This window comes from Actinomycetota bacterium (genome assembly GCA_019347675.1).
GTDB lineage: Bacteria > Actinomycetota > Nitriliruptoria > Nitriliruptorales > JAHWKO01 > JAHWKW01.
Genome location: JAHWKW010000018.1, coordinates 42,661 through 64,083 on the forward strand (window position 1 = coordinate 42,661; position 21,423 = coordinate 64,083).

23 protein-coding genes are annotated in these 21,423 nt (G+C 69.9%); 16 read left to right on the plus strand and 7 right to left on the minus strand.

Annotation, left to right across the window (positions count from 1 at the left end; all coding sequences use genetic code 11):
* Window positions 1–3: 3 nt before the first annotated feature.
* Window positions 4–828 (plus strand): ATP-binding cassette domain-containing protein, encoded by an 825-nt coding sequence (locus KY462_12990; protein MBW3578628.1) that lies wholly within the window; start codon window positions 4–6, stop codon window positions 826–828.
* On the opposite strand, the gene KY462_12995 is transcribed toward KY462_12990, so the two are convergent.
* Entirely contained in the window at window positions 814–1,071 is a 258-nt protein-coding gene (locus KY462_12995; protein ID MBW3578629.1) for a DUF421 domain-containing protein, read from the minus strand. The genes KY462_12990 and KY462_12995 overlap by 15 nt on opposite strands.
* 443 nt (window positions 1,072–1,514) lie before the next feature.
* On the opposite strand from KY462_12995, the gene ilvC reads away from it, so the two are divergent.
* The 9 genes from ilvC to KY462_13040 all read left to right on the plus strand — a co-directional run bounded on the left by ilvC (window position 1,515) and on the right by KY462_13040 (window position 10,132).
* Complete coding sequence (gene ilvC, locus KY462_13000; protein ID MBW3578630.1) at window positions 1,515–2,516, plus strand: ketol-acid reductoisomerase; 1,002 nt, start codon at window positions 1,515–1,517, stop codon at window positions 2,514–2,516.
* The gene (locus tag KY462_13005) at window positions 2,516–3,484 is read left to right on the plus strand and encodes a CoA ester lyase (GenBank protein ID MBW3578631.1); all 969 of its coding nucleotides are present in this window, start codon (window positions 2,516–2,518) and stop codon (window positions 3,482–3,484) included. Before ilvC ends, KY462_13005 begins: the two co-directional genes overlap by 1 nt.
* A 22-nt stretch (window positions 3,485–3,506) precedes the next feature.
* Window positions 3,507–4,289: a 1-acyl-sn-glycerol-3-phosphate acyltransferase gene (locus KY462_13010; GenBank protein ID MBW3578632.1), complete on the plus strand. Its 783-nt coding sequence runs from the start codon at window positions 3,507–3,509 to the stop codon at window positions 4,287–4,289.
* 135 nt (window positions 4,290–4,424) lie between these two features.
* On the plus strand, window positions 4,425–5,384 hold the full coding sequence (locus KY462_13015) for a CoA ester lyase (protein MBW3578633.1): 960 nt from the start codon (window positions 4,425–4,427) through the stop codon (window positions 5,382–5,384).
* On the plus strand, window positions 5,384–5,896 hold the full coding sequence (locus KY462_13020; protein ID MBW3578634.1) for a MaoC family dehydratase: 513 nt from the start codon (window positions 5,384–5,386) through the stop codon (window positions 5,894–5,896). The genes KY462_13015 and KY462_13020 overlap by 1 nt, the downstream gene beginning before the upstream one ends.
* A gap of 43 nt (window positions 5,897–5,939) precedes the next feature.
* A complete protein-coding gene (locus KY462_13025) occupies window positions 5,940–6,341 on the plus strand; it encodes a CBS domain-containing protein (GenBank protein MBW3578635.1) in 402 nt (133 codons plus the stop codon).
* Between the two features lie 124 nt (window positions 6,342–6,465).
* Window positions 6,466–7,227 (plus strand): N-formylglutamate amidohydrolase, encoded by a 762-nt coding sequence (locus tag KY462_13030; GenBank protein ID MBW3578636.1) that lies wholly within the window; start codon window positions 6,466–6,468, stop codon window positions 7,225–7,227.
* Window positions 7,224–9,089 carry a DUF1704 domain-containing protein gene (locus tag KY462_13035; GenBank protein MBW3578637.1) on the plus strand — a complete coding sequence of 622 codons (1,866 nt, stop codon included), beginning with the start codon at window positions 7,224–7,226 and terminating at the stop codon, window positions 9,087–9,089. The genes KY462_13030 and KY462_13035 overlap by 4 nt, the downstream gene beginning before the upstream one ends.
* Window positions 9,086–10,132, plus strand: coding sequence for a glutathione synthase (locus KY462_13040; protein ID MBW3578638.1), 1,047 nt, complete (start codon window positions 9,086–9,088; stop codon window positions 10,130–10,132). Before KY462_13035 ends, KY462_13040 begins: the two co-directional genes overlap by 4 nt.
* 114 nt (window positions 10,133–10,246) lie before the next feature.
* Here KY462_13040 and KY462_13045 read toward each other — a convergent pair whose 3' ends face one another.
* Entirely contained in the window at window positions 10,247–10,432 is a 186-nt protein-coding gene (locus tag KY462_13045) for a hypothetical protein (GenBank protein ID MBW3578639.1), read from the minus strand.
* Between the two features lie 562 nt (window positions 10,433–10,994).
* On the opposite strand from KY462_13045, the gene KY462_13050 reads away from it, so the two are divergent.
* Entirely contained in the window at window positions 10,995–13,079 is a 2,085-nt protein-coding gene (locus KY462_13050; protein MBW3578640.1) for a Na-K-Cl cotransporter, read from the plus strand.
* A gap of 639 nt (window positions 13,080–13,718) precedes the next feature.
* Here the strand turns inward: KY462_13050 and KY462_13055 are convergent.
* Complete coding sequence (locus tag KY462_13055; GenBank protein MBW3578641.1) at window positions 13,719–14,606, minus strand: methyltransferase domain-containing protein; 888 nt, start codon at window positions 14,604–14,606, stop codon at window positions 13,719–13,721.
* A 245-nt stretch (window positions 14,607–14,851) separates the two neighbouring features.
* The gene (locus KY462_13060) at window positions 14,852–15,055 is read right to left on the minus strand and encodes a PLDc N-terminal domain-containing protein (GenBank protein MBW3578642.1); all 204 of its coding nucleotides are present in this window, start codon (window positions 15,053–15,055) and stop codon (window positions 14,852–14,854) included.
* A gap of 75 nt (window positions 15,056–15,130) precedes the next feature.
* Here KY462_13060 and serA point away from each other — a divergent pair, with 75 nt between their 5' ends.
* Window positions 15,131–16,714, plus strand: a complete 1,584-nt coding sequence (gene serA, locus KY462_13065; GenBank protein ID MBW3578643.1) for a phosphoglycerate dehydrogenase — start codon at window positions 15,131–15,133, stop codon at window positions 16,712–16,714.
* Window positions 16,715–16,730: 16 nt separating this feature from the next.
* Here the strand turns inward: serA and KY462_13070 are convergent, their stop codons facing one another.
* Window positions 16,731–17,483 carry a phosphatase gene (locus KY462_13070; protein ID MBW3578644.1) on the minus strand — a complete coding sequence of 251 codons (753 nt, stop codon included), beginning with the start codon at window positions 17,481–17,483 and terminating at the stop codon, window positions 16,731–16,733.
* A 106-nt stretch (window positions 17,484–17,589) separates the two neighbouring features.
* Between KY462_13070 and KY462_13075 the strand changes: the two genes are divergently transcribed.
* On the plus strand, window positions 17,590–18,108 hold the full coding sequence (locus tag KY462_13075; GenBank protein ID MBW3578645.1) for a YbhB/YbcL family Raf kinase inhibitor-like protein: 519 nt from the start codon (window positions 17,590–17,592) through the stop codon (window positions 18,106–18,108).
* Between the two features lie 63 nt (window positions 18,109–18,171).
* Here the strand turns inward: KY462_13075 and KY462_13080 are convergent, their stop codons facing one another.
* A complete protein-coding gene (locus KY462_13080; protein ID MBW3578646.1) occupies window positions 18,172–18,870 on the minus strand; it encodes a class I SAM-dependent methyltransferase in 699 nt (232 codons plus the stop codon).
* A gap of 111 nt (window positions 18,871–18,981) precedes the next feature.
* Between KY462_13080 and KY462_13085 the strand changes: the two genes are divergently transcribed.
* The 3 genes from KY462_13085 to KY462_13095 all read left to right on the plus strand — a co-directional run bounded on the left by KY462_13085 (window position 18,982) and on the right by KY462_13095 (window position 21,216).
* Window positions 18,982–20,070 carry an alpha/beta hydrolase gene (locus KY462_13085; protein MBW3578647.1) on the plus strand — a complete coding sequence of 363 codons (1,089 nt, stop codon included), beginning with the start codon at window positions 18,982–18,984 and terminating at the stop codon, window positions 20,068–20,070.
* A 70-nt stretch (window positions 20,071–20,140) separates the two neighbouring features.
* Window positions 20,141–20,914 carry a class I SAM-dependent methyltransferase gene (locus tag KY462_13090; GenBank protein ID MBW3578648.1) on the plus strand — a complete coding sequence of 258 codons (774 nt, stop codon included), beginning with the start codon at window positions 20,141–20,143 and terminating at the stop codon, window positions 20,912–20,914.
* Window positions 20,915–21,012: 98 nt separating this feature from the next.
* Window positions 21,013–21,216, plus strand: coding sequence for a dodecin family protein (locus tag KY462_13095; protein ID MBW3578649.1), 204 nt, complete (start codon window positions 21,013–21,015; stop codon window positions 21,214–21,216).
* Between the two features lie 25 nt (window positions 21,217–21,241).
* Here the strand turns inward: KY462_13095 and KY462_13100 are convergent.
* Window positions 21,242–21,423 (minus strand): IS630 family transposase (locus tag KY462_13100; protein ID MBW3578650.1); only part of this gene is annotated, 182 nt, incomplete at its 5' end.

The window sequence follows — 21,423 nt, forward strand, 5'->3', positions numbered from 1 at the left end:
CTCGTGGCGGCCAGCGCCCACGCGCCGGTCATCGCTCTCGACGAGGTCGCGGTCGTCCGTGACGGCCGGCCGTTGCTGGCGGACGTCACGTGGACGGTGCAGCCGGGGGAACGCTGGGTGGTCCTCGGCCCCAACGGCGCCGGCAAGTCGCTGCTGCTCCGCCTGGCGAGCACCTACCTGCTCCCCACGCGCGGGCGGGCCTGGGTCCTGGGGCGGCGGGTCGGCGGCACCGATCTGCGTGACCTGCGGACCCGGATCGGGTACGTCAGCGCCACGCTGGCCCGCGACGTCGCCGACCCCGCCACCGCCCTGGACGTGGTCCTGACCGGGAAGGACGCGACGCTGCGGCGGTGGCGGCAGGAGTTCACCCCCGCCGACCACGACCGGGCCCTGGGCTTGCTGCGCGACGTGGGTTGCGGATCGTTGGCACACGCCGGTTTCGCGAGGCTGTCGGAGGGGGAGCGCCAGCGCATCCAGCTGGCTCGCAGCCTCATGGGTGAACCCCCCCTGGTCCTCCTCGACGAGCCCAGCGCCGGCTTGGACCTCCCCGGCCGTGAGCTGCTGATCTCGGCCCTGTCCCGCCTCGCCGACGACGCTGCGGTCGCGGGCGTCGTGTTCGTCACCCACCACGTCGAGGAGATCCCGCCCCGCTTCACCCACGTGATCCTGTTGCGGGAGGGTCGGATCATGGCTGCCGGCCCGATCGACGACCTCCTCACCGACGAGGCGCTGAGCACATGCTTCGGTGTTTCGGTCAGCGTTCAGCGGATCGGGGAGCGCTACGCCGCGGTGGCGGGGCGCTCAGCGCACGCGTCAGGTCCCCTGTAGACGTTCGGCGCCCCGCACGTTGGTCAGCAACGCCGGGTCGATGTCCTCGCCGGTCAGGATGCTGACACCACCGTTGCGTTCGAACACCACCGCCCGTACGTGGTCCATCGACGACACGCCCTGGAGCCGCACCTTCTCGAGGAGGTCGGCCTCCGAGAGGTGGGTGCGGTGCAGCGGCGGGGTGAGGAACTCGCCGTCGAGGAAGACCAGCACCGGAGGGTTGTCAGGATCCGGCTCATCCACTCCAGGCGGTTGCGGAGCATGCTGACGGCGGTCTCCGCGGCGAACAGCACCCCGAGGCCGATGACCCCCGCAAGCAGGGAGGTGCGCACCAGCACGACCCGGCCGACGATCGCGCCGATCGCGACGGTCACCGCGAAGTCGAACGTCGCAAGCGATGTGAGGCTGCGCTGACCGAACAGCCGCGTGTACACGATCACGGCGATGTACACCCCAAGGCCCGCGACGATGACAAGACCGACCTCGGGCAACGTGATCCCCAGTTCCTCGGTGAGCATGGCGGTCCTTTGTGTGGGCAGCGGCAGTGGGGCTTCCGTCAGGAGCGCCAGCGATCGCGATCCTCCTGCTAGGTCACTCAAGTAGCGAAGCGATCGCGACCCTCCTCCTAGCATGCGTCGCTCGGCAGGTGCGGCCGCGCGCTGCCGACCTGATCCGGAGGACACACGATGGCGACGATGTACTACGACGACGACGCTGACCTCACGCTCTTCGACGGGCAGACGGTCGCGCTGCTCGGCTACGGCTCGCAGGGCCACGCCCACGCCCGCAACCTCACCGAGTCCGGTGTCGACGTGGTGGTCGGCCTGCGCCCCGACTCGCGTTCGCGGCAGCGTGCCCAGGAGGCGGGGATCGAGGTCGCCGACACCGATGTGGCGGCCCGTCGTGGCCAGGTCATCGCGATGCTCCTTCCCGACACCGAGCAGCGCCACGTCTACGAGCGTGACGTCGCCCCGAACCTGACCGCCGGTGACACGCTGCTGTTCGCACACGGGTTCAACATCCACTTCGCCCAGATCAGCCCACCGCCGGAGGTGGACGTCGTGATGGTCGCGCCCAAGTCCCCCGGGCACCTGGTGCGCCGCACCTACGTCGAGGGCAACGGCACCCCCGGACTGGTCGCCGTCCACCAGGATCCCACCGGGCGGGCTCGTGGCGTCACCCTGGCCTACGCCAAAGGAATCGGGTGCACCCGCGCCGGGGTGATCGAGACGACCTTCGCCGAGGAGACCGAGACGGACCTGTTCGGGGAGCAGGCGGTGCTGTGCGGGGGCGTTTCGAACCTGATCCAGAAGGGCTTCGAGACGCTGATCGAGGCCGGGTACCAGCCCGAGGTGGCCTACTTCGAGTGCCTCCACGAGCTGAAGTTGATCGTGGACCTGCTGTACGAGGGCGGCTTCCAGCGGATGCGGTACTCGATCAGCGACACGGCCGAGTACGGCGACTACGCGTGCGGGCCACGGGTGATCAACGAGGGGACAAAGGAGCGCATGAAGCAGCTGTTGGCCGAGATCCAGGACGGCTCGTTCGCCCGGCGATGGATCGAGGAGGACCACCGGGGTCGGCCGTGGTTCAACGCAGAGCTGGATCGGCAGCTGGCACACCCGATCGAGGACGTCGGCAAGCGGCTGCGGGCGATGATGAGCTGGTTGCCACAGCCGGAGGACTGATGATCAACCCGTTCCGCAGCGTAGGTCAGCGCCGGGAGCGCCCCGCCCGACTGCGCCGCTCGTGCCTGGCGGTCCCCGGGTCGGACGAGAAGATGTTGCGCCGGTCCGCCGAGAGCGACGCCGACCAGGTCTTCCTCGACCTCGAGGACGCCGTCGCCCCCAACGAGAAGGAGGCGGCCCGCGCCAAGGTGATCGAGGCGCTCCACACCAACGACTACGGCGGGAAGGTCGTGGCGGTCCGGGTGAACGACGTGACCACCCGATGGGCGTACGCCGACATCGTCGAGGTGGTGGGCCGCGCCCACGGCCGTCTCGACTGCCTGATGATCCCCAAGGTGCAGGACGCCGGGCAGCTGTGGTTCGTCGAGTACCTGCTCAACCAGCTCGAGGCGGAGCTGGGGGCAACGTCCGATGGTGGAGGGGACCGGGACCGGCTCGGGTTGGAGGTGCAGATCGAGACGGGCACCGGGTCGGTGAACATGACCGGGATCGCCCGCGTCACCGACCGGATCGAGACGCTGATCTTCGGTCCCGGCGACTACGCGGCCGACATGGGCATCCCCCAGCTGGACCTGGGCATGCTCGAATCCGACTACCCCGGCTACCAATGGGCGTTCATCGTGGCGCAGATCGTGAACAACGCCCGCGCGGTCGGGTGCGAGGCGATCGACGGGCCCTACGGCGACTACGGCGACCCCGACGGGTACCGCGAGATGGCCACACGCGCCAAGCTGCTGGGCATGGACGGCAAGTGGTGCATCCACCCGTCGCAGGTGGCGATCGCCAACGAGGTGTTCACCCCGACGCCGCGGCAGTTCCAGCACGCCCGACGCCTGCTCGACGCCTACCGCGAAGCGATCGAGGCGGGGCGGGGCGCGGCGGCGTTCGAAGGGAAGATGATCGACGAGGCGTCGCGGAAGATGGCCGAACGGCTGGTCGCGCGGGGTCGCGCCGCTGGGATGGGCTGACCCGGCGTCTACGCTCCCCGCCATGGGACGTGCGCGCCCCGAGTGGGCCTTCCGGTTCGGGGCCCGCACGGTGATCCTGTTCGTCCGGTCGATGGGGTGGCGGCTGGACATCGAGGGCATCGAGCACCTGCCGCCCACCGGCGGGGCGGTGCTCACCTTCAACCACCACAGCTACGCCGACTGGGTGATGTCCGCCTGGCCGTTGTACGTCCACCTCGGCCGGCCGGTGCGGTTCCTGGCCAAACAGGAGCTGTTCGAACGGCGCTCGGTCGGGTGGTTGCTCCGCGGCGCAGGTCAGGTGCCGGTCGCCCGGGCTAGCCGCACCGGCCGGGCCGAGGCGTTCTCGGCAGCCGTGGACCGCCTGCGGGGCGGCGAGGTGGTCGCCGTGGCGCCCGAGCAGACGATCTCCGAGTCGTTCGAGCTGCTGCCGTTCCGGACCGGGCCGGCCCGCATGGCCCGCGAAGCCGGCGTGCCGCTGATCCCGACCGTGAACTGGGGGACGCAGCGGTTCTCAACCAAGGGGCGCCGCATCCACCTGGTTCGCCGGATCCCCGTGCTGGTGCGGATCGGGGAGCCGATGCAGGTGCCAGGCGACGCCGACCTGACCGCGGTGACCGACCAGTTGCGCGCCACGATGGAGCAGATGCTCCGCGACATCCAGGTCAACTACCCCGATCAGGCGACCCCTGGTGACGACTGGTGGGTCCCGGCGCGGCTCGGGGGGAGCGCCCCGCCTCACCACGAGGTCCTGCGTCGCCACCGCGAACGGGAGGCCCGGTGGCACGGCAACGGCGACACCGATTAGCGGTCGCGCCGGCGCGGCTGCCAGGATGACGCCTCGAAGCTCTGGAAGGAGCAACGCGTGCTCGACGCAGCTGTTGCGAGCCGGCCGCTGCGGTCCAGGCGTTCGTGCCTGGCGGTCCCCGGCTCGTCCGAGAAGATGCTCACCAAGGCCCAGTACCTGGGCGCCGACCAGGTCTTCCTCGACCTGGAGGACTCGGTCGCGCCCGACGTCAAGCCCGCCGCCCGCGACACGGTCGTGCAGGCGCTGCGCAGCGGCGACTGGGGCGGGAAGGTCCGGGTGGTTCGGGTCAACGACGTCTCCACCCGCTGGTGCCTGGACGACCTCATCCACGTGGTATCCCACACCGGCCCCGGGATCCTCGACTGCGTGATGATCCCCAAGGTGGAGGACGCCGCGCAGGTCCACTTCGTCGATCACGTCCTGCGCCAGGTGGAGCTCGACAACGGCTGGGCCGTCGGATCGGTCGGGCTCGAGATCCAGATCGAGAACGCCGCCGGGCTGACCAACGCAGACGAGATCCTCGCCGCTTCCGACCGGGTGGAGACGTTCATCTTCGGGCCGGGCGACATGGCCGCGGCGCTGGGGATGCCCAGCTTGACGGTGGGGGCCATCCAGTCCGACTACCCCGGCGATCACTGGCACTGGGTGCTGATGCGCATCCTGGTCGCCGCCCGCTTCGCCGGCGTCCAAGCGATCGACGGGCCCTACGCCCAGATCCGTGACGTCGACGGGTTCCGGGAGGTGGCCACCCGCAGCCGGCTCCTGGGCTTCGACGGGAAGTGGGTCCTGCACCCGGGTCAGATCGATGCCGCCAACGAGGTGTACGGGGTCTCGCAGGAGGTCTACGAGCGGGCGGAGGACATCCTCGCCGCCTACGCGGACGCCACCGGCCAACAGAAGCGGGGCGCGGTCATGTTCGGCGACGAGATGATCGACGAGGCATCGCGGAAGATGGCGGCGATGAACGCCGAGAAGGGACACGCCCAGGGACTCGAGGCCCGCGAGGTCCCCGACGACGTGCCGTTCCACGAGCGGGCTGCGTGGCGGGCCCGGAGCGACGGGGAGGGTGCGGCGAGCCGGGCGGAGGCAGGCTGATGGGCGCGGAAGGCGAGTTCGGCCGGTTCTTCGAGGACTTCGAGGTGGGTGCGGTCTACAAGCACTGGCCGGGGAAGACCATCACCGAGGCGGAGGACATCCTGTTCTGCGCCATGACCCAGAACCAGCACCCGCTGCACTCCGACCGCAACTACGCCGAGCACGGCACCCAGTTCGGCCGGAACGTGGTGGTCGGCAACTTCGTGTACTCGGTGGTGCTCGGCCAGAGCGTCCGCGACGTCTCCGGACGGGCGATCGCCAACCTGGAGGTGGAGAACCTGAAGCACGCCAACCCCACCTTCCACGGTGACACGATCTACAGCGAGACGGAGGTCCTCGACAAGCGCGAGTCACGCTCCAAGGACGACCGCGGCATCGTGCGGGTCCGCACCATCGGGTACAAACAGGACGGCACGGTGGTCTGCGAGTTCGTCCGAGCGGTCATGGTCCCCAGGCGCGGCCACGGCTACGAAGGCCACCCGGGAAGACCGGAACCACACCGCGACCAGTAAGGTTGGACTGCGGGCCGACGGGGGTACCAGGAGGCACGACGCGATGCTTGCCGACATCATGACCAAGGACGTGCTGACCACCACCGCCGACGTCAGCGTGGCGGATGCAGCGCGCCTGATGACCGAGCGCAACGCCGGCTCTGTCTGCGTCGTGGACCGTGCCGGCACCCTGGAGGGCATCATCACCGAGAGGGACGTGCTCCGGGCGGCCGCGACCGGCACCGACCTGAGCAAGGTCGCGATCCGCGACTGGATGACCGGGGACGTGATCACGGTGGGTCCCGACGAGATCCCGTCGGAGATCGCGCAGGTCATGCAGGAACGCGGGTTCCGTCACCTGCCGGTCGTCGACCGGGACGCCTTGGTGGGCATCGTGTCGATGCGTGACCTGTGGCACTTCACGTTCCTCCCGCAGGAGCCGGACGACATGACCCTGCGGCACTGACCGCCCGGACGTCGAGTCGGCCCCGGTCGCACGCCGCCGCGTTGCGCTGACCGCCGCCCACGGAAAGGAGGGCCCCCTGACCGTGCGGCCACCGTGGGAGCGAGAGGGGGGCAACACCCCGATCGTGGCGACGGCGATCCACGCCGGTCACGACCTGCGTGATGAGGTGCGCGAGCTGATCGCGTTGGACGACGCGGCCCGCCTCCGCGAGGAGGACCCCTACACCGACTTCTGGACGCGCATCGTCGTGACCAGGATCGTGGTGAACCGGTCCCGCTTCGAAGTCGACCTCAACCGGCCGCGCGGCGGCGCCGTCTACCGCTCCACGGGCGACGCGTGGGGGTTGCAGGTGTGGCGCGAGTCACCGCCCGACCCGGTCGTCGACGGCTCGCTCGGGCTGTACGACGCGTTCTACGCCGAACTGGAGATGCTTCTGACCGCGCTCGAGCGCCGCTTCGGCGGGTTCGTGGTGTACGACCTGCACAGCTACAACCACCGACGCGACGGGCCGGATGCCCCGCCAGCCGACCCGTCCGACAACCCGGAGGTCAACCTCGGCACCGGGGGGCTGGACCGCCAGCGCTGGGCCGCGCTGGTCGATCGCTTCGTCGCGGAACTGCGCGCCGCCGGGATCGGCGGCCACCAGCTCGACGTGCGCGAGAACGTGCGTTTCGAGGGTGGTCACCTGTCGCGGTGGGTCAGCGAGCGGTTCCCGGCGACGGGTTGCTGCTTGGCGATCGACGTCAAGAAGTTCTTCATGGACGAGCACACCGGCGAGGTGAACGAGGAGACGTGGACGGGGCTGCGCACGGCGTTGGCCGCCACCCTGCCCGGGGTCCTGGAGGAGTTCAGCCTCGCGCGCGGCATCGGAGGCGGCCGGCCGTGACCAACGCCGATCCGGGGAGCGACATCGCGCGTCTGGCCGACGACGTCTGCGCCCGGCTGCGTGCGGGGGGGCTGGTTCACCGCGACCTCCCTGGCGGCCGGGTGCATATCGACCGCCCCCAGCCGTTCCTGGCCGTGCACCGCACCGTCGGCGCCGGTTCGACGGCTGCCGAGCGGCTGGTCCGCAGCCACGGGTCGTACCTGGTCGTGGCCGGCGACCGCCTCGAGCTGGCCCGGACCCTGACCCGGGCCCTGGCCGGGGAGTTGACCGACCGGTTCGGATCGGTGCTGGTGCTGGAAGCGTGGGGGGGTTCTGAACACGGCGAGACCACGTTCCGTGTCCACGCCCCGGCTGCGGACGTCCCGGCGGTCACCACGCTGTGCGAGGGGTTGGAGCAGGTCCAGGTGGCCGGGATCACGCCACGGGTGGAGCGGTGGGACGCGCGCGCACCGACCGCCCCGACGCTGCAGCCGGTGCTCACCGCCGACGACGTGCGGCGCCTGGGGTGCCTGTTGGTCGGTCTGGAGATCCCGCCGGTGTTCCGTGATCGGGAGTCCGGCGCGGAGCTGCCGCTGGTTCTCCGCGACCTGCAGGGGCAGCTGACGCGGGTGGTGCACGACGCGTTGTTCGTCTTCACACAGGTCCAGACCAGCTACCGCCCGCTGGACGCCCGGGCGCTGGGGCGACGGATGGTGCTGGGCGCCGCCCGGGAGGTCGACGAGGAGCTCGCCGCGATCGCGACGGCCATCGACTTCCTCCTGGCGGCCACACCGGTCAACGCCGACGAGGCCTGGACTGCCTTCGAAGATGCCGGCTTCGACGTCGAGCCGGTGTTCCGGTACCGCCCGTTGTCGGTCGACCCTGACGTGCTCAAGCGCCGCCTGTACGCCGTCCGGGTCGAGGACGTCGAGGATCCGACGCTCGCGACCCTGTTCCGGGCCAAACGCCGTGAGGTCGATCGGCGGATCACCATGCTCGAGGACCGCGGTTCGCCAGCGTTCCTCTACGGCAGCCTGCAGCTGCACGGCGGGGTGGACGACGCCCTTCGGTCGCTCGCCAACGCGGTGCTGGCTCGCATCGACCCGGCGGCGCGCGACACGGACGCCGACGCGTCGGTCGACGCGCACTCGTTCGCCGCCGCCGCACGGGCCGAGCTCGCCCACTACCGCCGCGACGCGCCCGACGTGGACGCGGTCGTCACCGTCCGCGACGACGTGTCGGGGGTCCTGGTGTCCGAGGGTGACCTCCTGGTCGGCAGCCACGGCCGGTTCGCCCGCTCACGGGTCGAGCCGCTGATCCAGCACGAGATCGGGACCCACGTCGTGACCCACGTCAACGGTCGTGCGCAGCCGCTCCAGCTGCTGCGGGTCGGCCTGCCCGGGTATGAGGCGACCCAGGAGGGGCTGGCGGTCGTGGCCGAACACGCGGTCGGTGGCCTGACCCCCGGCCGGTTGGCGCTCCTTGCCGGCCGGGTGATCGCCGTGGACACCGTCGTCAGCGGGGCGACGTTCGTGGAGACGTGGCGGCGGCTGCACCACGGCCATGGCTTCACGGCCACGGTGGCCTTCACGATCGCGATGCGGGTCCACCGCGCTGGCGGGTTGACGAAGGACACGATCTACCTGCGCGGCCTCGTCGACCTGCTCGCCCACCTCGCCGGTGGCGGGTCGTTGGATGCGCTACTGGTCGGGAAGCTGCCATTGGCGGCGGTCCCGGTGGTCGATGAGCTCCGCGCGCGGCAGGTGCTTCGGCCGCCGCGGGTGCGCCCGCGGTGGTTGGACCGCCCGGAGGCGGCGCGGCGGCTCGATGAGCTCCGCGCCGGTCGGTCGCTGCTGGATCTGGTGGAGGGCATCGCGGCGTGAAGCTCGGCCTGCTGGTCAACCGCATCCCGACCGAACTTGCGGACTACTCCACCACGCACCTGGCGATGGCGGCGACGGCGTTGGGTCACGAGGTGTGGTACATGGACACCGACGACCTGGCCTACGATCCCGACGAATCGATCCGGGCACGGGCGCAGCGCACCCCCGACGGGTCCACGCAGGATTCGGCGGCGTTCCTGTCGGCGGTGCAGCGGGGCGAGACGGAGTCGCAGCGGATCGCGGTGGAGGACCTCGACGTCCTCGTGCTGCGCAACGACCCGGCGGAGGACTTCCTGGAACGTCCCTGGGCCCGGTCGGTGGGGATCATCTTCGGAGAGCTGGCCGCCAACCGCGGTGTGATCGTCGTCAACGACCCGACGGGCCTGTCGAAGGCCCTCAACAAGCTGTACTTCCAGCACTTCCCAGCCGACATCCGGCCGCGCACGCTGGTGACCCGCGACCCCGAGGAGGTCCGCGCATTCGTCACCTCCCACGATGGCCGGGCGGTGCTGAAACCGCTGCAGGGATCGGGCGGCCACGGGGTGTTCATGATCCGCCCGGAGGACGCCGCCAACCTCAACCAGATGATCGACGCGGTCGCCCGCGACGGGTACATCGTGGTGCAGGAGTACCTCCCCGCCGCCGAGGAAGGCGACGTGCGGATCTTCCTGATGAACGGCCGGGTGATGGAGCACAAGGGGACCTACGCGGCGTTCCGGCGGGTGCGGACCTCGTCCGACTTCCGCAGCAACATCACGGTCGGCGGTCAGCCGGCCGCGGCCGAGGTCACCGACACGATGCTCGAGGTCGCCGAGGCGGTCCACCCCAAGCTGGTGGCCGACGGGATGTTCCTCGTCGGGCTGGATATCGCCGGCGACAAGCTGATCGAAGTCAACGTGTTCAGTCCGGCAGGCTTCTACAGCATCCACCAGCTGACCGGGGTCAACTTCGCCACGCACGTGATCGACGCACTGGAGAAGAAGGTCCGCCACCTGCAGACCTACAGCCAGCCGTTCACCAACGCCCAGATCGCGATGCTGTAGGAGATGCTGCGGTGGCTGCGGGCGCCGGATGACAACGTGATCGTGCTGGACGCTTCGGCGGCCCGCCGCTCGGAGGCCACGGTTCAACCGGCATCTGGCGGGCGTGTTTGGGTTCTACGACTTCCACGCTCGTGCGGGGTCGCGCTGGCGGCGGATCTGGTGGCGTGGCGACGTGTTCCGCGGGGGTCGTTCAAGCCGTTCCTGCACCACGTTGACCGCGGGAAGTCCCATCCCGACCCGGCCGGTCAAGCTCAAGGCGCCACGGCGGTTGCCGGGCAGCCTGACCGTGGAGGAGGTCACCACGATCCTGGCGGCCTGTGAGCGGCTGCGGGACCGGTTCGTGTTCGCACTGCTGGCCGAGACCGGGATGCGTATTTGGACGCCCCTGCAGTTACCCGATCGGGGGAGGTGGCCGAGTCCGCCACCGCCATGGCCCGGGGGGACCCGTCGCATGGCCGCTGTCTCCTTGGACGATGCCGGCGACCTATAGCGCCGCTGACAATGCGCACCGTCACGCTGAGGAGGCGGAACACTCCTCTCCCACCGCGATCCCTGCCGCTCGCGGCTGCGAGCTGTCTCGGCCTCACCGTCCTTCGGGACGCCCGCGGCACGACGGGCGGCTGCTTGCCTCTATGCGACGCGACAGGGAAGGCGACGTGAGCAGCGAGGTCGCGGTCAGCGACGACGCAACCCTGCGGTCGGCGGCGACGCCGACGCCGGTGGGTCGGTCCGCGGATTCGACGGGGGAAGCGCCGTGGGGCAGCTGACATCCAGCGAGCAGGAGGCGGTACCGGCGCCGAGGACGTTCGGGACCTTCGAGGGGGTGTTCACCCCCACGCTCCTGACGATCCTCGGCGTGATCATGTACCTACGCGAGGGCTGGGTGATCGGCAACGCGGGCCTGCTGTGGGGCCTCGGCATCATCCTCGCCGCCTTCGCGATCACCGGCGCCACCGCCCTGTCGCTGTCGTCGTTGACAACCAACATCCGCATCGGCTCAGGGGGCGCCTACTCGATCATCTCACAGTCGCTTGGACTGGAGGTAGGCGGTGCCGTCGGCATCCCGCTCTTCGTCTCCCAGGCGCTCGCCGTCGCCATGTACGTGTTCGGGTTCCGAGCCGGCCTCCAGTACGTCGCGCCGGACGCACCAGCGCTCGTGGTGGACCTCGTGGTCTTCGTGTTCGTCTTCGCCGTCGCCTACGTCGGTCCCGGGCTCGCCTTCCGGGTGCAGTTCCTCATCCTCGCCGCGATCGCCCTGTCGCTGATCTCCATCGCGGCGGCCGCCGTCGGCGGCTCGATGACGGAGCCGATCACGTGGGTCGGGGACTTCCCCGGCGCGCCGGAGGACGGCTTCCGTGGTGCGAGCTTCTGGGTCGTGTTCGCCGTCTTCTTCCCGGCGGCCACTGGGATCATGGCAGGGGCGAACCTCTCGGGCGTGCTCGAGGACCCGCGCCGGAGCATCCCCCGCGGCACCCTCTCCGCGATCGGCGTGAGCCTCGTCATCTACGTGCTGCTGGCCTTCTGGCTCGCCCGGTCCGCCACCATGGAGCAGCTCTCCTCCGACTACTTCGTGATGATCGGCCGGGCGGCGTGGCCGCCGCTGGTCGTGGCCGGCCTCCTCGGCGCAACCCTGTCGTCGGCATTGGGATCGATCGTTGGCGCGCCGCGTATCCTGCAGGCCATCGCAGCGAACGGTGGCCTGCCGGGCGCTCCTCTCCTCGCGGCGCAGGACCGTCGCGGCGAGCCGCGAAACGCGAACATCGTCACCGGCCTCATCGTCTTCGCCGCACTTCTGCTGCGCGACCTCAACGCGATCGCGCCGCTCATCACGATGTTCTTCCTCGTGACCTACACGATGATCAACGTCGTCGTGCTGATCGAGCAGAGCCTCGGGCTGGTCAGCTTCCGACCGCTCCTGCGGGTGCCCCGCATCGTCCCGCTCATCGGCGCCGGCGGGTGCGTCTTCGCAATGTTCATCATCAACCCGGTGTTCGGGCTCATTGCGGTCGGCCTCACACTGGCCTTCTACGTCATGCTCGTCCGTCGGCACCTCCAGGCGCCCGCGGGCGACATGCGCAGCGGATTGTTCGTCGCGCTCGCGGAGTGGGCGGCCAAGCGCGTCATCGAACTTGGCGGCAGCAACGAACGCGCGTGGAAGCCCAACATTCTCCACCCGGTTCAGGACATCGACGAGCTGCGGGCCACGTTCCGACTCGTCCACGCGATCGCGGCGCCGAAGGGAACGGTCAAGATCATCGGCGTCGGCGGCGATGATCTGGCACGACAGCTAGACGGCGTGAGCCGCGACTTCGGCTCCGAGGACATCTTCGCCACCGCGAGCGTCGTCGACGCGGAGAGCTTCGAGCGCGGCGTCGTCACGAGCATCCAGGCGCTAGCCGGTGCGTTCCTGACGCCGAACATCGTCTTCCTCACCGTTCCCGACGAGATCTCGCGCGACGGTCAGCTCACGGCGATCATGGACGCCGTCGAGCGTCACGACGTCGGCGTCGTCCTCTCGGCCGCTCACCCAAAGGTGGGCTGGGGACGTCGCCGCGAGATCGCCCTCGTCCTGGGCGACCAGGGCCCGGAGTGGGAGCTGGGTCCGCGGCTCCCCCACCTTGACCTCGCGACGCTCTGCGCGTACCAGATCGGACGCAACTGGCAGGCGCGACTAACACTCGTCGCCATCGCCCCGTCGCCCGAACACCGACCGCACGCCCGCCATTATCTCGAACGCCTCTCCTCAGCTGGGCGTCTCCCGCGCGACACGCACACGGTGGTCCTCGAACGCCTCGACGCGGAGCGCCTCCGCGAGCGTCGCCCCGACCTCGCCATCCTCGGTCTCACGGAGCGCCACAACCTCGACGACGTGCGCTCGACAGTGCGTGAGCTTGGCATCAGCTGCGTGTTCGCGCACGACGCAGGCACCGAAAGCGCGATCGCATGACCGCCTCATAACGATCGCCACCCACACCATGAGAGAGTTGACACTCCGCCGAGCCCGTCGGCGCTGACCGACTCGATTGTCACGATTCGAGCCCAAAGCCCCTGCGACTGAGCCACGTAGGCCGACTACCGCGGATCGGTAAGCGGTAGCACGCGAATGCCGCCAGGTGGAAACCCGCCGCAGAACGTCGGCCGCAACCAACCTGTCCGTGCGGCCGCCGGGGATGTTGCTCGCTTCCGCGTCGCCGTCAAGCTCTGCGCGACTCCCTGCATCGGGCGATGAAGAAGGCCGGGGAACGCTTACTCGCGCCCCCGCACGGGGCCCGGTCTGTCAGCGGGCTACGAGCCTGAGTAGTCCCCACTGGTCGATTCGGACCTGGTGACAGTTGGGGCCGAACGGCCGGGCGGGGAGGGCGGTTTATGGCCACTCGGCTGTTCAGCCGTTCGTGCCTGCTGTCCGAGCTCAACGGGTTCCGCGCGGGAGACGCAGCGCTGCAGCGCCAGCGCGCAGGCTGACCTCGACGTCACGTGCCTGGTTGATCGCGTCGAGATCCGCGCCGATGAAGGTGGCTCGCCGATCAACGCGGCGGGGCGTGGCTCATGATGCCCGCGATCTCGGGGTTCCCGCGACCACCCTCTGTCACGACCGATCTGCGGCGTGCGCCACCGAGGCATCCTTCCGCGACGGGGTCCGTGCGACGGTGACCATCTCCAGCATGCAGAAGTAGAAGTCATCGCGGTCCAGGATGTACCCGTCGGCCTCCGGGTCGAAGGCGTCGTGCCACTGATGCAGTTCGTCGCTCGACAGGTATGGGGCTGCAGTCCGCGCGTACCAATCTGCGTTGCCTGCGATGTACCGCTTGGCTTCTGGCTGGAGTGGCGCCATCTTCTGGATGGCATACGTGCGGGTTGTCACGTCCTGGAGCCCTGCGCTGACGAAGAGTCCGTGCAGCCTTCGACCAACGAAGTTGTCGAACGGGGGATCAGGCGGGTCCTCGGCAAGCGCCCGGGCTGCCGCTCGCAGCACGGTCAGCGACAGCTGGACGTCCAAGGGATGGAAGATGATGACCGCGCCGTCGAAATCTTTGGCGATGATCCGTCCGTCGGGCCGAGTGACGCGCTTGTGCTCATCGAGGAGGGCGGCGGCATCAGGGACGTAGGCGAGACAGTTGCCGAAGAACACCGCGTCGAAGGTGTCGTCGGCGAAGGGGATGCGGTAGAAGTCTGCGATCACGAATTCCGTGACGTCCTCCACGCCGGCACAGGCGTTGTCCACCGCGTGGCGGATCAAGCCGGGCGACAAGTCGGCGCCGATGACCTTCCCGTCCGGGCCGACCTGCTGTGCCAGCAGCTGTGTCCACAGTCCTGGGCCGCAGCCCAGGTCCAGGACCACACCGCCCGGCTCGACCTCGAGGTCCTCGACCATCTGGCGCCGTTCACGCTCCTTCGCGCGGTGATGGTCCACCAGCCAGTCGACGGCGGTGAGCTCGAGCCCCTGGTCGCCCTGGAACGAGCCTGATCTTCCCATGCTTCCTGCCCTGCCGCCTGTTGCCACCCTATGCGTGTTGAGGTCGAGCACAACCGGTCCGTCCCGACGAGCCCTCCCCGGCGGCGTCACCACACGACAACGGGCGTCGGATCGGGGCCACGGTGGTGAACCCTGCGATCCAGTGACGGGGTCACCGGTTCAAGCGCCTGCGGAGCCGCGGCGACGGGCGATGACAGTTGGCCTCTGTCGGTCATCGCAAAGCGGGCTGGGACGAACGCGCACGATCACGTCTCCGCGTGGGCGGTGATGCGCGGGCGGACGGTCAGCGCGTAGATCAAGGTCCCCACCGGCGGGAGCACCACCTGCACCGCGACCCACAGCCACTTGCTGTGGCCCACCATCCGGAAACGGTCCCTCGATTGTGCGGCGGCGTCGACGACGCCGGTCAGGACCAGGATGGCTCCGAACAGCCACAAGGTCGCGTCCACACACTCCACCGGTCCGACCGGGGGGGAGGCTACCGCCGGTAGCATGGCCGGCCGGCCGCGTGCGGAAGCAGTCCCTTGAAGATCCTGGTCGCCGACCAACTCGCCGAGTCCGGCGTCGCCGCGCTCGCCATCGACCACGACGTCGACGTCAAGACCGGCCTGTCCAAGCAGGATCTGGTGTCGGTCATCCCCGGCTACGACGCGGTCGTGGTCCGCTCCGCCACCACCATCGACGCCGACGTGATCGCGTCCGGCACCAACCTGAAGGTGATCGCCCGCGCCGGCATCGGTCTGGACAACGTCGACGTGGCCGCCGCCACGCGCGCGGGGATCGTGGTGTGCAACGCCCCGCAGTCCAACATCGTCTCCGCCGCCGAGCACACCGTCGGCATGCTGTTGGCGCTGGCGCGCAACATTCCCCAGGCCGACGCGGCGTTGCGCGCCGGACGTTGGGAGCGGGCCCGCTGGAGCGGGACCGAGCTACACGGCAAGACGCTCGGCGTGGTCGGGTTGGGTCGCATCGGGGTCCTGGTCGCCCAGCGCTGCAACGCGTTCGGGATGAGGCTGACCGCCTACGACCCCTACATCTCGGTGGACCGTGCCGCGCGGATGGGCGTGGAGCTGATCGACGACCTCGACGAGCTGCTGCGCCGCGTCGACTTCGTCAGCATCCACCTGCCCAAGACCTCCGAGACGGTCCATCTGATCGGCGCGCAGCGGTTGCGGCTGATGAAGCCCACCGCCCGGCTGATCAACGTCGCCCGGGGCGGGATCGTCGACGAGGACGCCCTGTACGAGGCGCTCCGCGACGGGGTTATCGCCGGCGCCGCCCTCGACGTGTTCGCCGAGGAACCGACCACCTCCAGCCCGCTGTTCGGGATCGACAACGTCGTGGTCACGCCCCACCTGGGCGCATCCACACGCGAAGCGCAGGACAAGGCCGGGGTCCAGGTCGCCGAGGCGGTGAACCTCGCCCTGTCCGGCGAGTTCGTCCCCACCGCGGTCAACGTCCAGGGCGGCGCCATGGACGAGGCGGTCCGCCCCTTCCTCGAGGTCGGCGAGAAGCTCGGCCGGCTGTTCACCGCCCTGGCGGAGGGCGGCTTCGGCGGCGAGGTCACCATCGAGTACATCGGCGAGCTCGCCGGCGCCGACACGCGCGTGCTCGGATTGGCGGTGCTCAATGGGTTGCTCCGCGACGTCGTCCACGAGCCAGTCACGTTCGTCAACGCCCCGCTCCTGGCCGAGGAGCGCGGCATCCAGCTGCGCGAGGTCAGCGACGCCCACTCCAAGGAGTTCATCTCTCTGCTGCGCGTGCACGGCCCCGACCGCGACGGCAACAGGGTACGGGTCTCGGGCACGGCGCTGCAGCCCAGCGGCCGCGAACGGCTGGTCGAGGTCTGGGGCGTCACCATCGACATCGAGCCGACCCCCTACATGGCGTTCTTCCGCTACGAGGACCGGCCAGGCATCATCGGGACGGTCGGGACGATCCTCGGCGACGGCGACGTCAACATCGCCAACATGCAGGTCGGGCGGCGCTCCGCCGGGGGAGAGGCGATCATGGTGCTGTCACTCGATCAGCCGGTCGCGCGCGACGTCCTGGACCGCATCACCGCCGAGATCGGTGCGTTCGAGGCCCGCGCGATCACCCTCGACTGACGGCCAGCCGGCGCCGTCAGTCCAGGCCGTCGAGGAGCACTCGCGTCACCGGCCGGAAGTGGCGGGGCGCGAGGTTGTCGTCGATCGGAAGCACCGCGTCGGTCATGCCACGGACCTGAGCGACCATGAGTGCGGGGTCGTTGACGTCGGCGATCGACAGCGTCTCGATCCCCCGTTCGATCGCAGCCCCCGCCCAACCGTGGTCGGCGATCACCAGGTCGGGTTCGATCGGGTGGAGCGCGTCCAGGCATGCCTCCATCAGGCCGCTGCGGTGGGTGTGGTGCAGCTCCCCACCCGACCACGCGACGGCGACGGCGTCGAGGTAGCGGACGCCGAGCTTGTGATCACCTTGCTCCATCAGGTCGCGGACGTCGTCGAGGGGGGTCAGCAGCTCGCAACCTGCCCAGTCCAGCGTCCGCGCAATCGCCCCGTAGTGGGCCAGCAGGCCGGTGGGGTGACCGGTGGCGACCAGGACCTGCGCTCCGCCGTCCGCTGCCGCCGCCAGGGAGCTGCGGTGGCGCTCGATCGCCGCGATGGTCGCGTGCGGCTCGATACGCCCTGGACCGTCCTCGGGCAGCCGGCGGGGGTCGGCCCCACAGATCCTCGTCACCGCCGCCACCGCATCCTCGGCTGACACGTCGAACGAGAACCCGAACGTGTAGTCGATGTGGCCGTCGGCGAGCTTCTGGGCGTTGCCCAGCGTGCTCGACGGCGGCGTGGCGACGTCCCCGGTGAGACGGCTGGCGACCAGCGCGGCGGTCAGATCCATGTCGCGGGCGACGGTAGCCGCGGTGTCCGAACGTCGGCGCGGCCAGGCGTCCAGGTTGGAAGGATGTGGCCCGAGATCGCTGACGAAAACGCCAACAGGGAGAGACATGGCTGCTGTCGCCCCGTCCGATGCCGCCGCCGACGCGCCCGAAGACATCACCGTCATCAGCTCCGAGTTCGATGACGGCGAGATCATCACGGCGCAGTACACCTGCGACGGTCGGGACGTGTCCCCGCCCTTGACGTGGGAGGACGTCCCCGACGGCACTGCCGAGCTGGTGGTGACGGTCGAGGACCCCGACGCGCCCGACGAGACGTTCGTGCACTGGATGGTCGCCGGCATCGAACCCACCTCACCGGGGATCCTCGAGGGCGGCGTGCCCGAGGGCGCCACGGTTGGTCTCAACGACTTCGGCGAGAACACCTACAAGGGGCCATGCCCCCCGCACAACCACGGGCCGCACCGGTACGTGTTCACGGTGATGGCGCTCCGGGAGGGCACCCGGCTGGAGCCGAGATTCACCGCAGACGACCTCTACGACCAGCTCGAGGACAACGTCCTGGCCAAGGGCGTGCTGATCGGTCGCTACGGACGCACCCCCCGCCCGCCGGTGAAGAGCGGGTAACCAGCACCGTCGTTCGGCTGCAACCGGCTGACCCCGATCGCGAAACGCTCCGACTTTCCCGGATCAGCGCATGCGGCCGATCGCCAGGAGACTCTGGCCGAACGGCACCCGCGCGTACCGCTCGACGAGACGGCTGGCGGGGACGGTCACCGATTCCGAGATCCTCACGACGGCCGGGTCCAGGTGCGGGCGCCTCATCAGCCGCGATGCGACCAGCCACGTCAACGCTCCGAGCAGGTTGAAGTAGCGCAGCTCCTCCATCACGAAGCCGGCGCCCTGGAACAGCCTGACCATGCGGTCCTTGGTATAGCGGCGGTGGTGGCCGTAGCGAGCATCCAGCGCGCCGCTGAGCTGAGGGTGCGCCGGGACCAGCACACAGACGTGGCCGCCGATCTGCAGCATCCGGCCGGTGGCGCGGATGGCGGCCATGTCGTCAGCCCACAGCGGGAGCACATCGATCAGCATGGCCGTGTCGAACTGGGCATTCGCGAAGATCGTGTACTGCTCGAGGGGCCTCTGGATCACCTCGACGTTGTCCAGGCCCAGATCGGCGATCGCGGCGCACATCGCCGGATCCGGCTCGAGCGCGACCACCTCCGGGACGCGGCGGGCGATCCACCGGGTGTAGTTGCCGATGCCGGCGCCCACGTCGATAACCCGTCCTCGCAGCACTGAGCCGAACGAGTCGACGACCCACCGTTGGTAGCTCACGGCATCGCGGAGCAGCCCCAGGTCGTACCGCTCGATCTCGTCGTGTGCCATGACCTCCCCGAGCCCGGACCCTACCGGGGCCGGCGTCGCGGCGGGGCGGCAGCGACGCTGGGGTGTCACCCGCGGCGACCGACACGGAGGTCGGCAGGGACACTGTGATCCGTGAGCCGGTGGCGGTGGATGATGCGGATCGGGGCGGTGGCGGCCGCGGCCGTCCTCGTCACCGTGTTCGTGCAGCCGGTGCGGGTGCGTCTGGTCGCAGCGGTGACGGTGGCTGAGGCGTTGGACGTGCCGGTGGCCCGGCCGTTCGCCGTCTCCGTCGAGCGGCGGCCGGCCGTCGTCGGCGGTGTCCTGGGTGACCTCTACGACCCCGGGACATCGGCCCCGGGCGTGGTCCTGGTGCCCGGCGCGACACCGGCTGGGGCCGATGACGCCCGTGTCGTGCGACTCGCTCGGGCGTTGGCCCGCTCGGACCGGACGGTGTTCGTCCCGGTCCTGGCCCTGTACCGGCAGGAACTCCGCCCCGACGATGTCGACCGCATCGTGCTGGCGGCGGCTGCCCTGTCCGGGGATGACCGCGGTCCGGTCTCGCTGGTCGGGATCTCGTTCGGAGGTTCGCTGTGTCTGCTCGCCGCGGCCGACGCGCGCCTCGACGGCCGTCTCGCCCAGGTCGCCACCTTCGGCGCCTACTTCGACCTGATCGGGGTCGTCCAGGCTGCCACCACCGGGGTGTCGCTGGTCGGCGGCGACCGGATCGCCTGGGACGCCGATCCCCGCGCGCAGGACATCGTCCGCGACCGCCTCATCCAGCTGCTGCCTCGGGGCCAGCAGCGGCCGGCGCGACGTGCGCTGGCCGGCGACGTGAACCCCGACCACCTGCTCCCGTCCGCGCTGGCCGTGTACCGGGTCATGACCAACGAGGACCCGGCGCGGACCTGGCCGCTCGCCGCGGAGCTGCCCGCGACCATCCGTCACCGCATCGCCGAGGTGTCGCCGTCGTCGGTCGCGGAACGTCTCGACGTGTCGATCGTGGCTTTGCACGCCCCCGACGATCCGGTGGTCCCCTTCGGGGAGCTCCTGCGGCTTGGCGCCGCGGTTCCCCGAGCGGAGCTGATCACCGTCGACAGCTTCGATCACGTCGACATCGACCTGGCTTCGCCCGGTGGGTGGTTCGCCGCCGTCGACGACCTGTGGAGCGCGTGGCGGTTCGCCACCGCCATCCTCAACAGCCAGGAGGGCTGGTGGCCATAACACGGCAGCGCGGAGTCGGCCGCATCGACCAGCGACGCAGTGAGCGGCGGCGCGAGTCCTGCCTGGTTGACTGGCCCGCGTGGAGGGATACGACGCGTCGACGTACGGCGAACGCTGGGCCGCCGACTACGACCAGTGGACGGTCACGAGCGGCATCGCGGCGACCACTGCCGCGGCCGTCGCCGGCCTCACCCGACTCCTGGACGACATCGGGCATCCCTCGGGTCCCGCGCTGGAGCTCGGCATCGGGACCGGTCGGGTCGCACTGCCGCTGGCTGACCGTGGCGTGGCCATCCACGGGATCGACTCCTCACCCGCGATGGTGGAGCGGTTGCGGGCCAAGCCCGGCGGCCAGGACATCCCCGTCACGGTCGGCGACTTCGCCGATGTCGCGGTGGACGCCACGTTCCCGCTGGTCTTCGCGGTGTTCAACACCTTCTTCGCGTTGCGGGATCAGGCAGCGCAGGTCCGCTGCTTCGCTGCCGTCGCCGAGCACCTGACGCCCGGGGGCGTGTTCGTCCTCGAGACCTTCGTCCCCGACCCGGCACGTTTCACCGATGGGCAACGAGTGGCGGTCGGTGATCTCGACGTCGACAGCGCGGCTCTGGAGGTGTCGCTGCACGACCCGGTCCGCCAGCAGGTGCGCTCCCACCACCTGCACGTGAGCGCCGAGGAGGTGCGGGTCATGCCGGTGGTGATCCGGTACGCGTGGCCGAGCGAGCTCGACCTCATGGCGCAGCTGGCCGGGCTGCGGCTCCGTCACCGCTGGGCGGACTGGAGCCGGGCGCCGTTCACCGCCGCGAGTCGGGCCCAGATCGCCGTGTACGACGAGCAACGATCCTGACGCGACAGACACCGCCCGGATACCGACGGGGCGTGGTGATCGGCACCTTCGGGTGCCACTACGCTCACGCACCTGCCGGCCTGGGCGAGGAGCATCGCATGGCGGTCATCAAGACGATCGATCTGGTCGGCGTCTCGACGGACTCCTGGCGCGACGCCGCGCATCAGGCGCTCGACGAGGCCAACCGCACGCTCCGCCACATCGAAGGCTTCGACGTCCTGGAGACCTCCGCGGTCGTGCGCGACGGTCAGATCGCTGAGTACCACACCCACGTGCGGATCAAGTTCCGCATCCAGCGCTAGTGTCCTGTCCGATTGAAGCGCTGCATTATTGTTCGGTGCCGGTTGCTTGGAGTATGTCGCCGCAGTAGCGGCCGATCGATCCCAGGATCTCTTCGCTGGTCTTGGTCCACACGAACGGTTTGGGGTCGTCGTTCCAGACCTGGATCCAGCCGAGGATGTCGGTGGCGAGCTCTTTCACCGAGCGGTGCGCGGAGCGTTGCAGCTTCT

What these genes read in the sequence shown, in the direction of transcription:
- ilvC (MBW3578630.1), top strand. Translation starts at nt 1,515, where the DNA reads ATGGCGACGATGTACTACGACGACGACGCTGACCTCACGCTCTTCGAC.
- KY462_13005 (MBW3578631.1), top strand. Translation starts at nt 2,516, where the DNA reads ATGATCAACCCGTTCCGCAGCGTAGGTCAGCGCCGGGAGCGCCCCGCC.
- KY462_13010 (MBW3578632.1), top strand. Translation starts at nt 3,507, where the DNA reads ATGGGACGTGCGCGCCCCGAGTGGGCCTTCCGGTTCGGGGCCCGCACG.
- KY462_13015 (MBW3578633.1), top strand. Translation starts at nt 4,425, where the DNA reads ATGCTCACCAAGGCCCAGTACCTGGGCGCCGACCAGGTCTTCCTCGAC.
- KY462_13020 (MBW3578634.1), top strand. Translation starts at nt 5,384, where the DNA reads ATGGGCGCGGAAGGCGAGTTCGGCCGGTTCTTCGAGGACTTCGAGGTG.
- KY462_13025 (MBW3578635.1), top strand. Translation starts at nt 5,940, where the DNA reads ATGCTTGCCGACATCATGACCAAGGACGTGCTGACCACCACCGCCGAC.
- KY462_13050 (MBW3578640.1), top strand. Translation starts at nt 10,995, where the DNA reads ATGTACCTACGCGAGGGCTGGGTGATCGGCAACGCGGGCCTGCTGTGG.
- KY462_13055 (MBW3578641.1), bottom strand. Translation starts at nt 14,606, where the DNA reads ATGGGAAGATCAGGCTCGTTCCAGGGCGACCAGGGGCTCGAGCTCACC.
- KY462_13070 (MBW3578644.1), bottom strand. Translation starts at nt 17,483, where the DNA reads ATGGATCTGACCGCCGCGCTGGTCGCCAGCCGTCTCACCGGGGACGTC.
- KY462_13075 (MBW3578645.1), top strand. Translation starts at nt 17,590, where the DNA reads ATGGCTGCTGTCGCCCCGTCCGATGCCGCCGCCGACGCGCCCGAAGAC.
- KY462_13080 (MBW3578646.1), bottom strand. Translation starts at nt 18,870, where the DNA reads ATGGCACACGACGAGATCGAGCGGTACGACCTGGGGCTGCTCCGCGAT.
- KY462_13095 (MBW3578649.1), top strand. Translation starts at nt 21,013, where the DNA reads ATGGCGGTCATCAAGACGATCGATCTGGTCGGCGTCTCGACGGACTCC.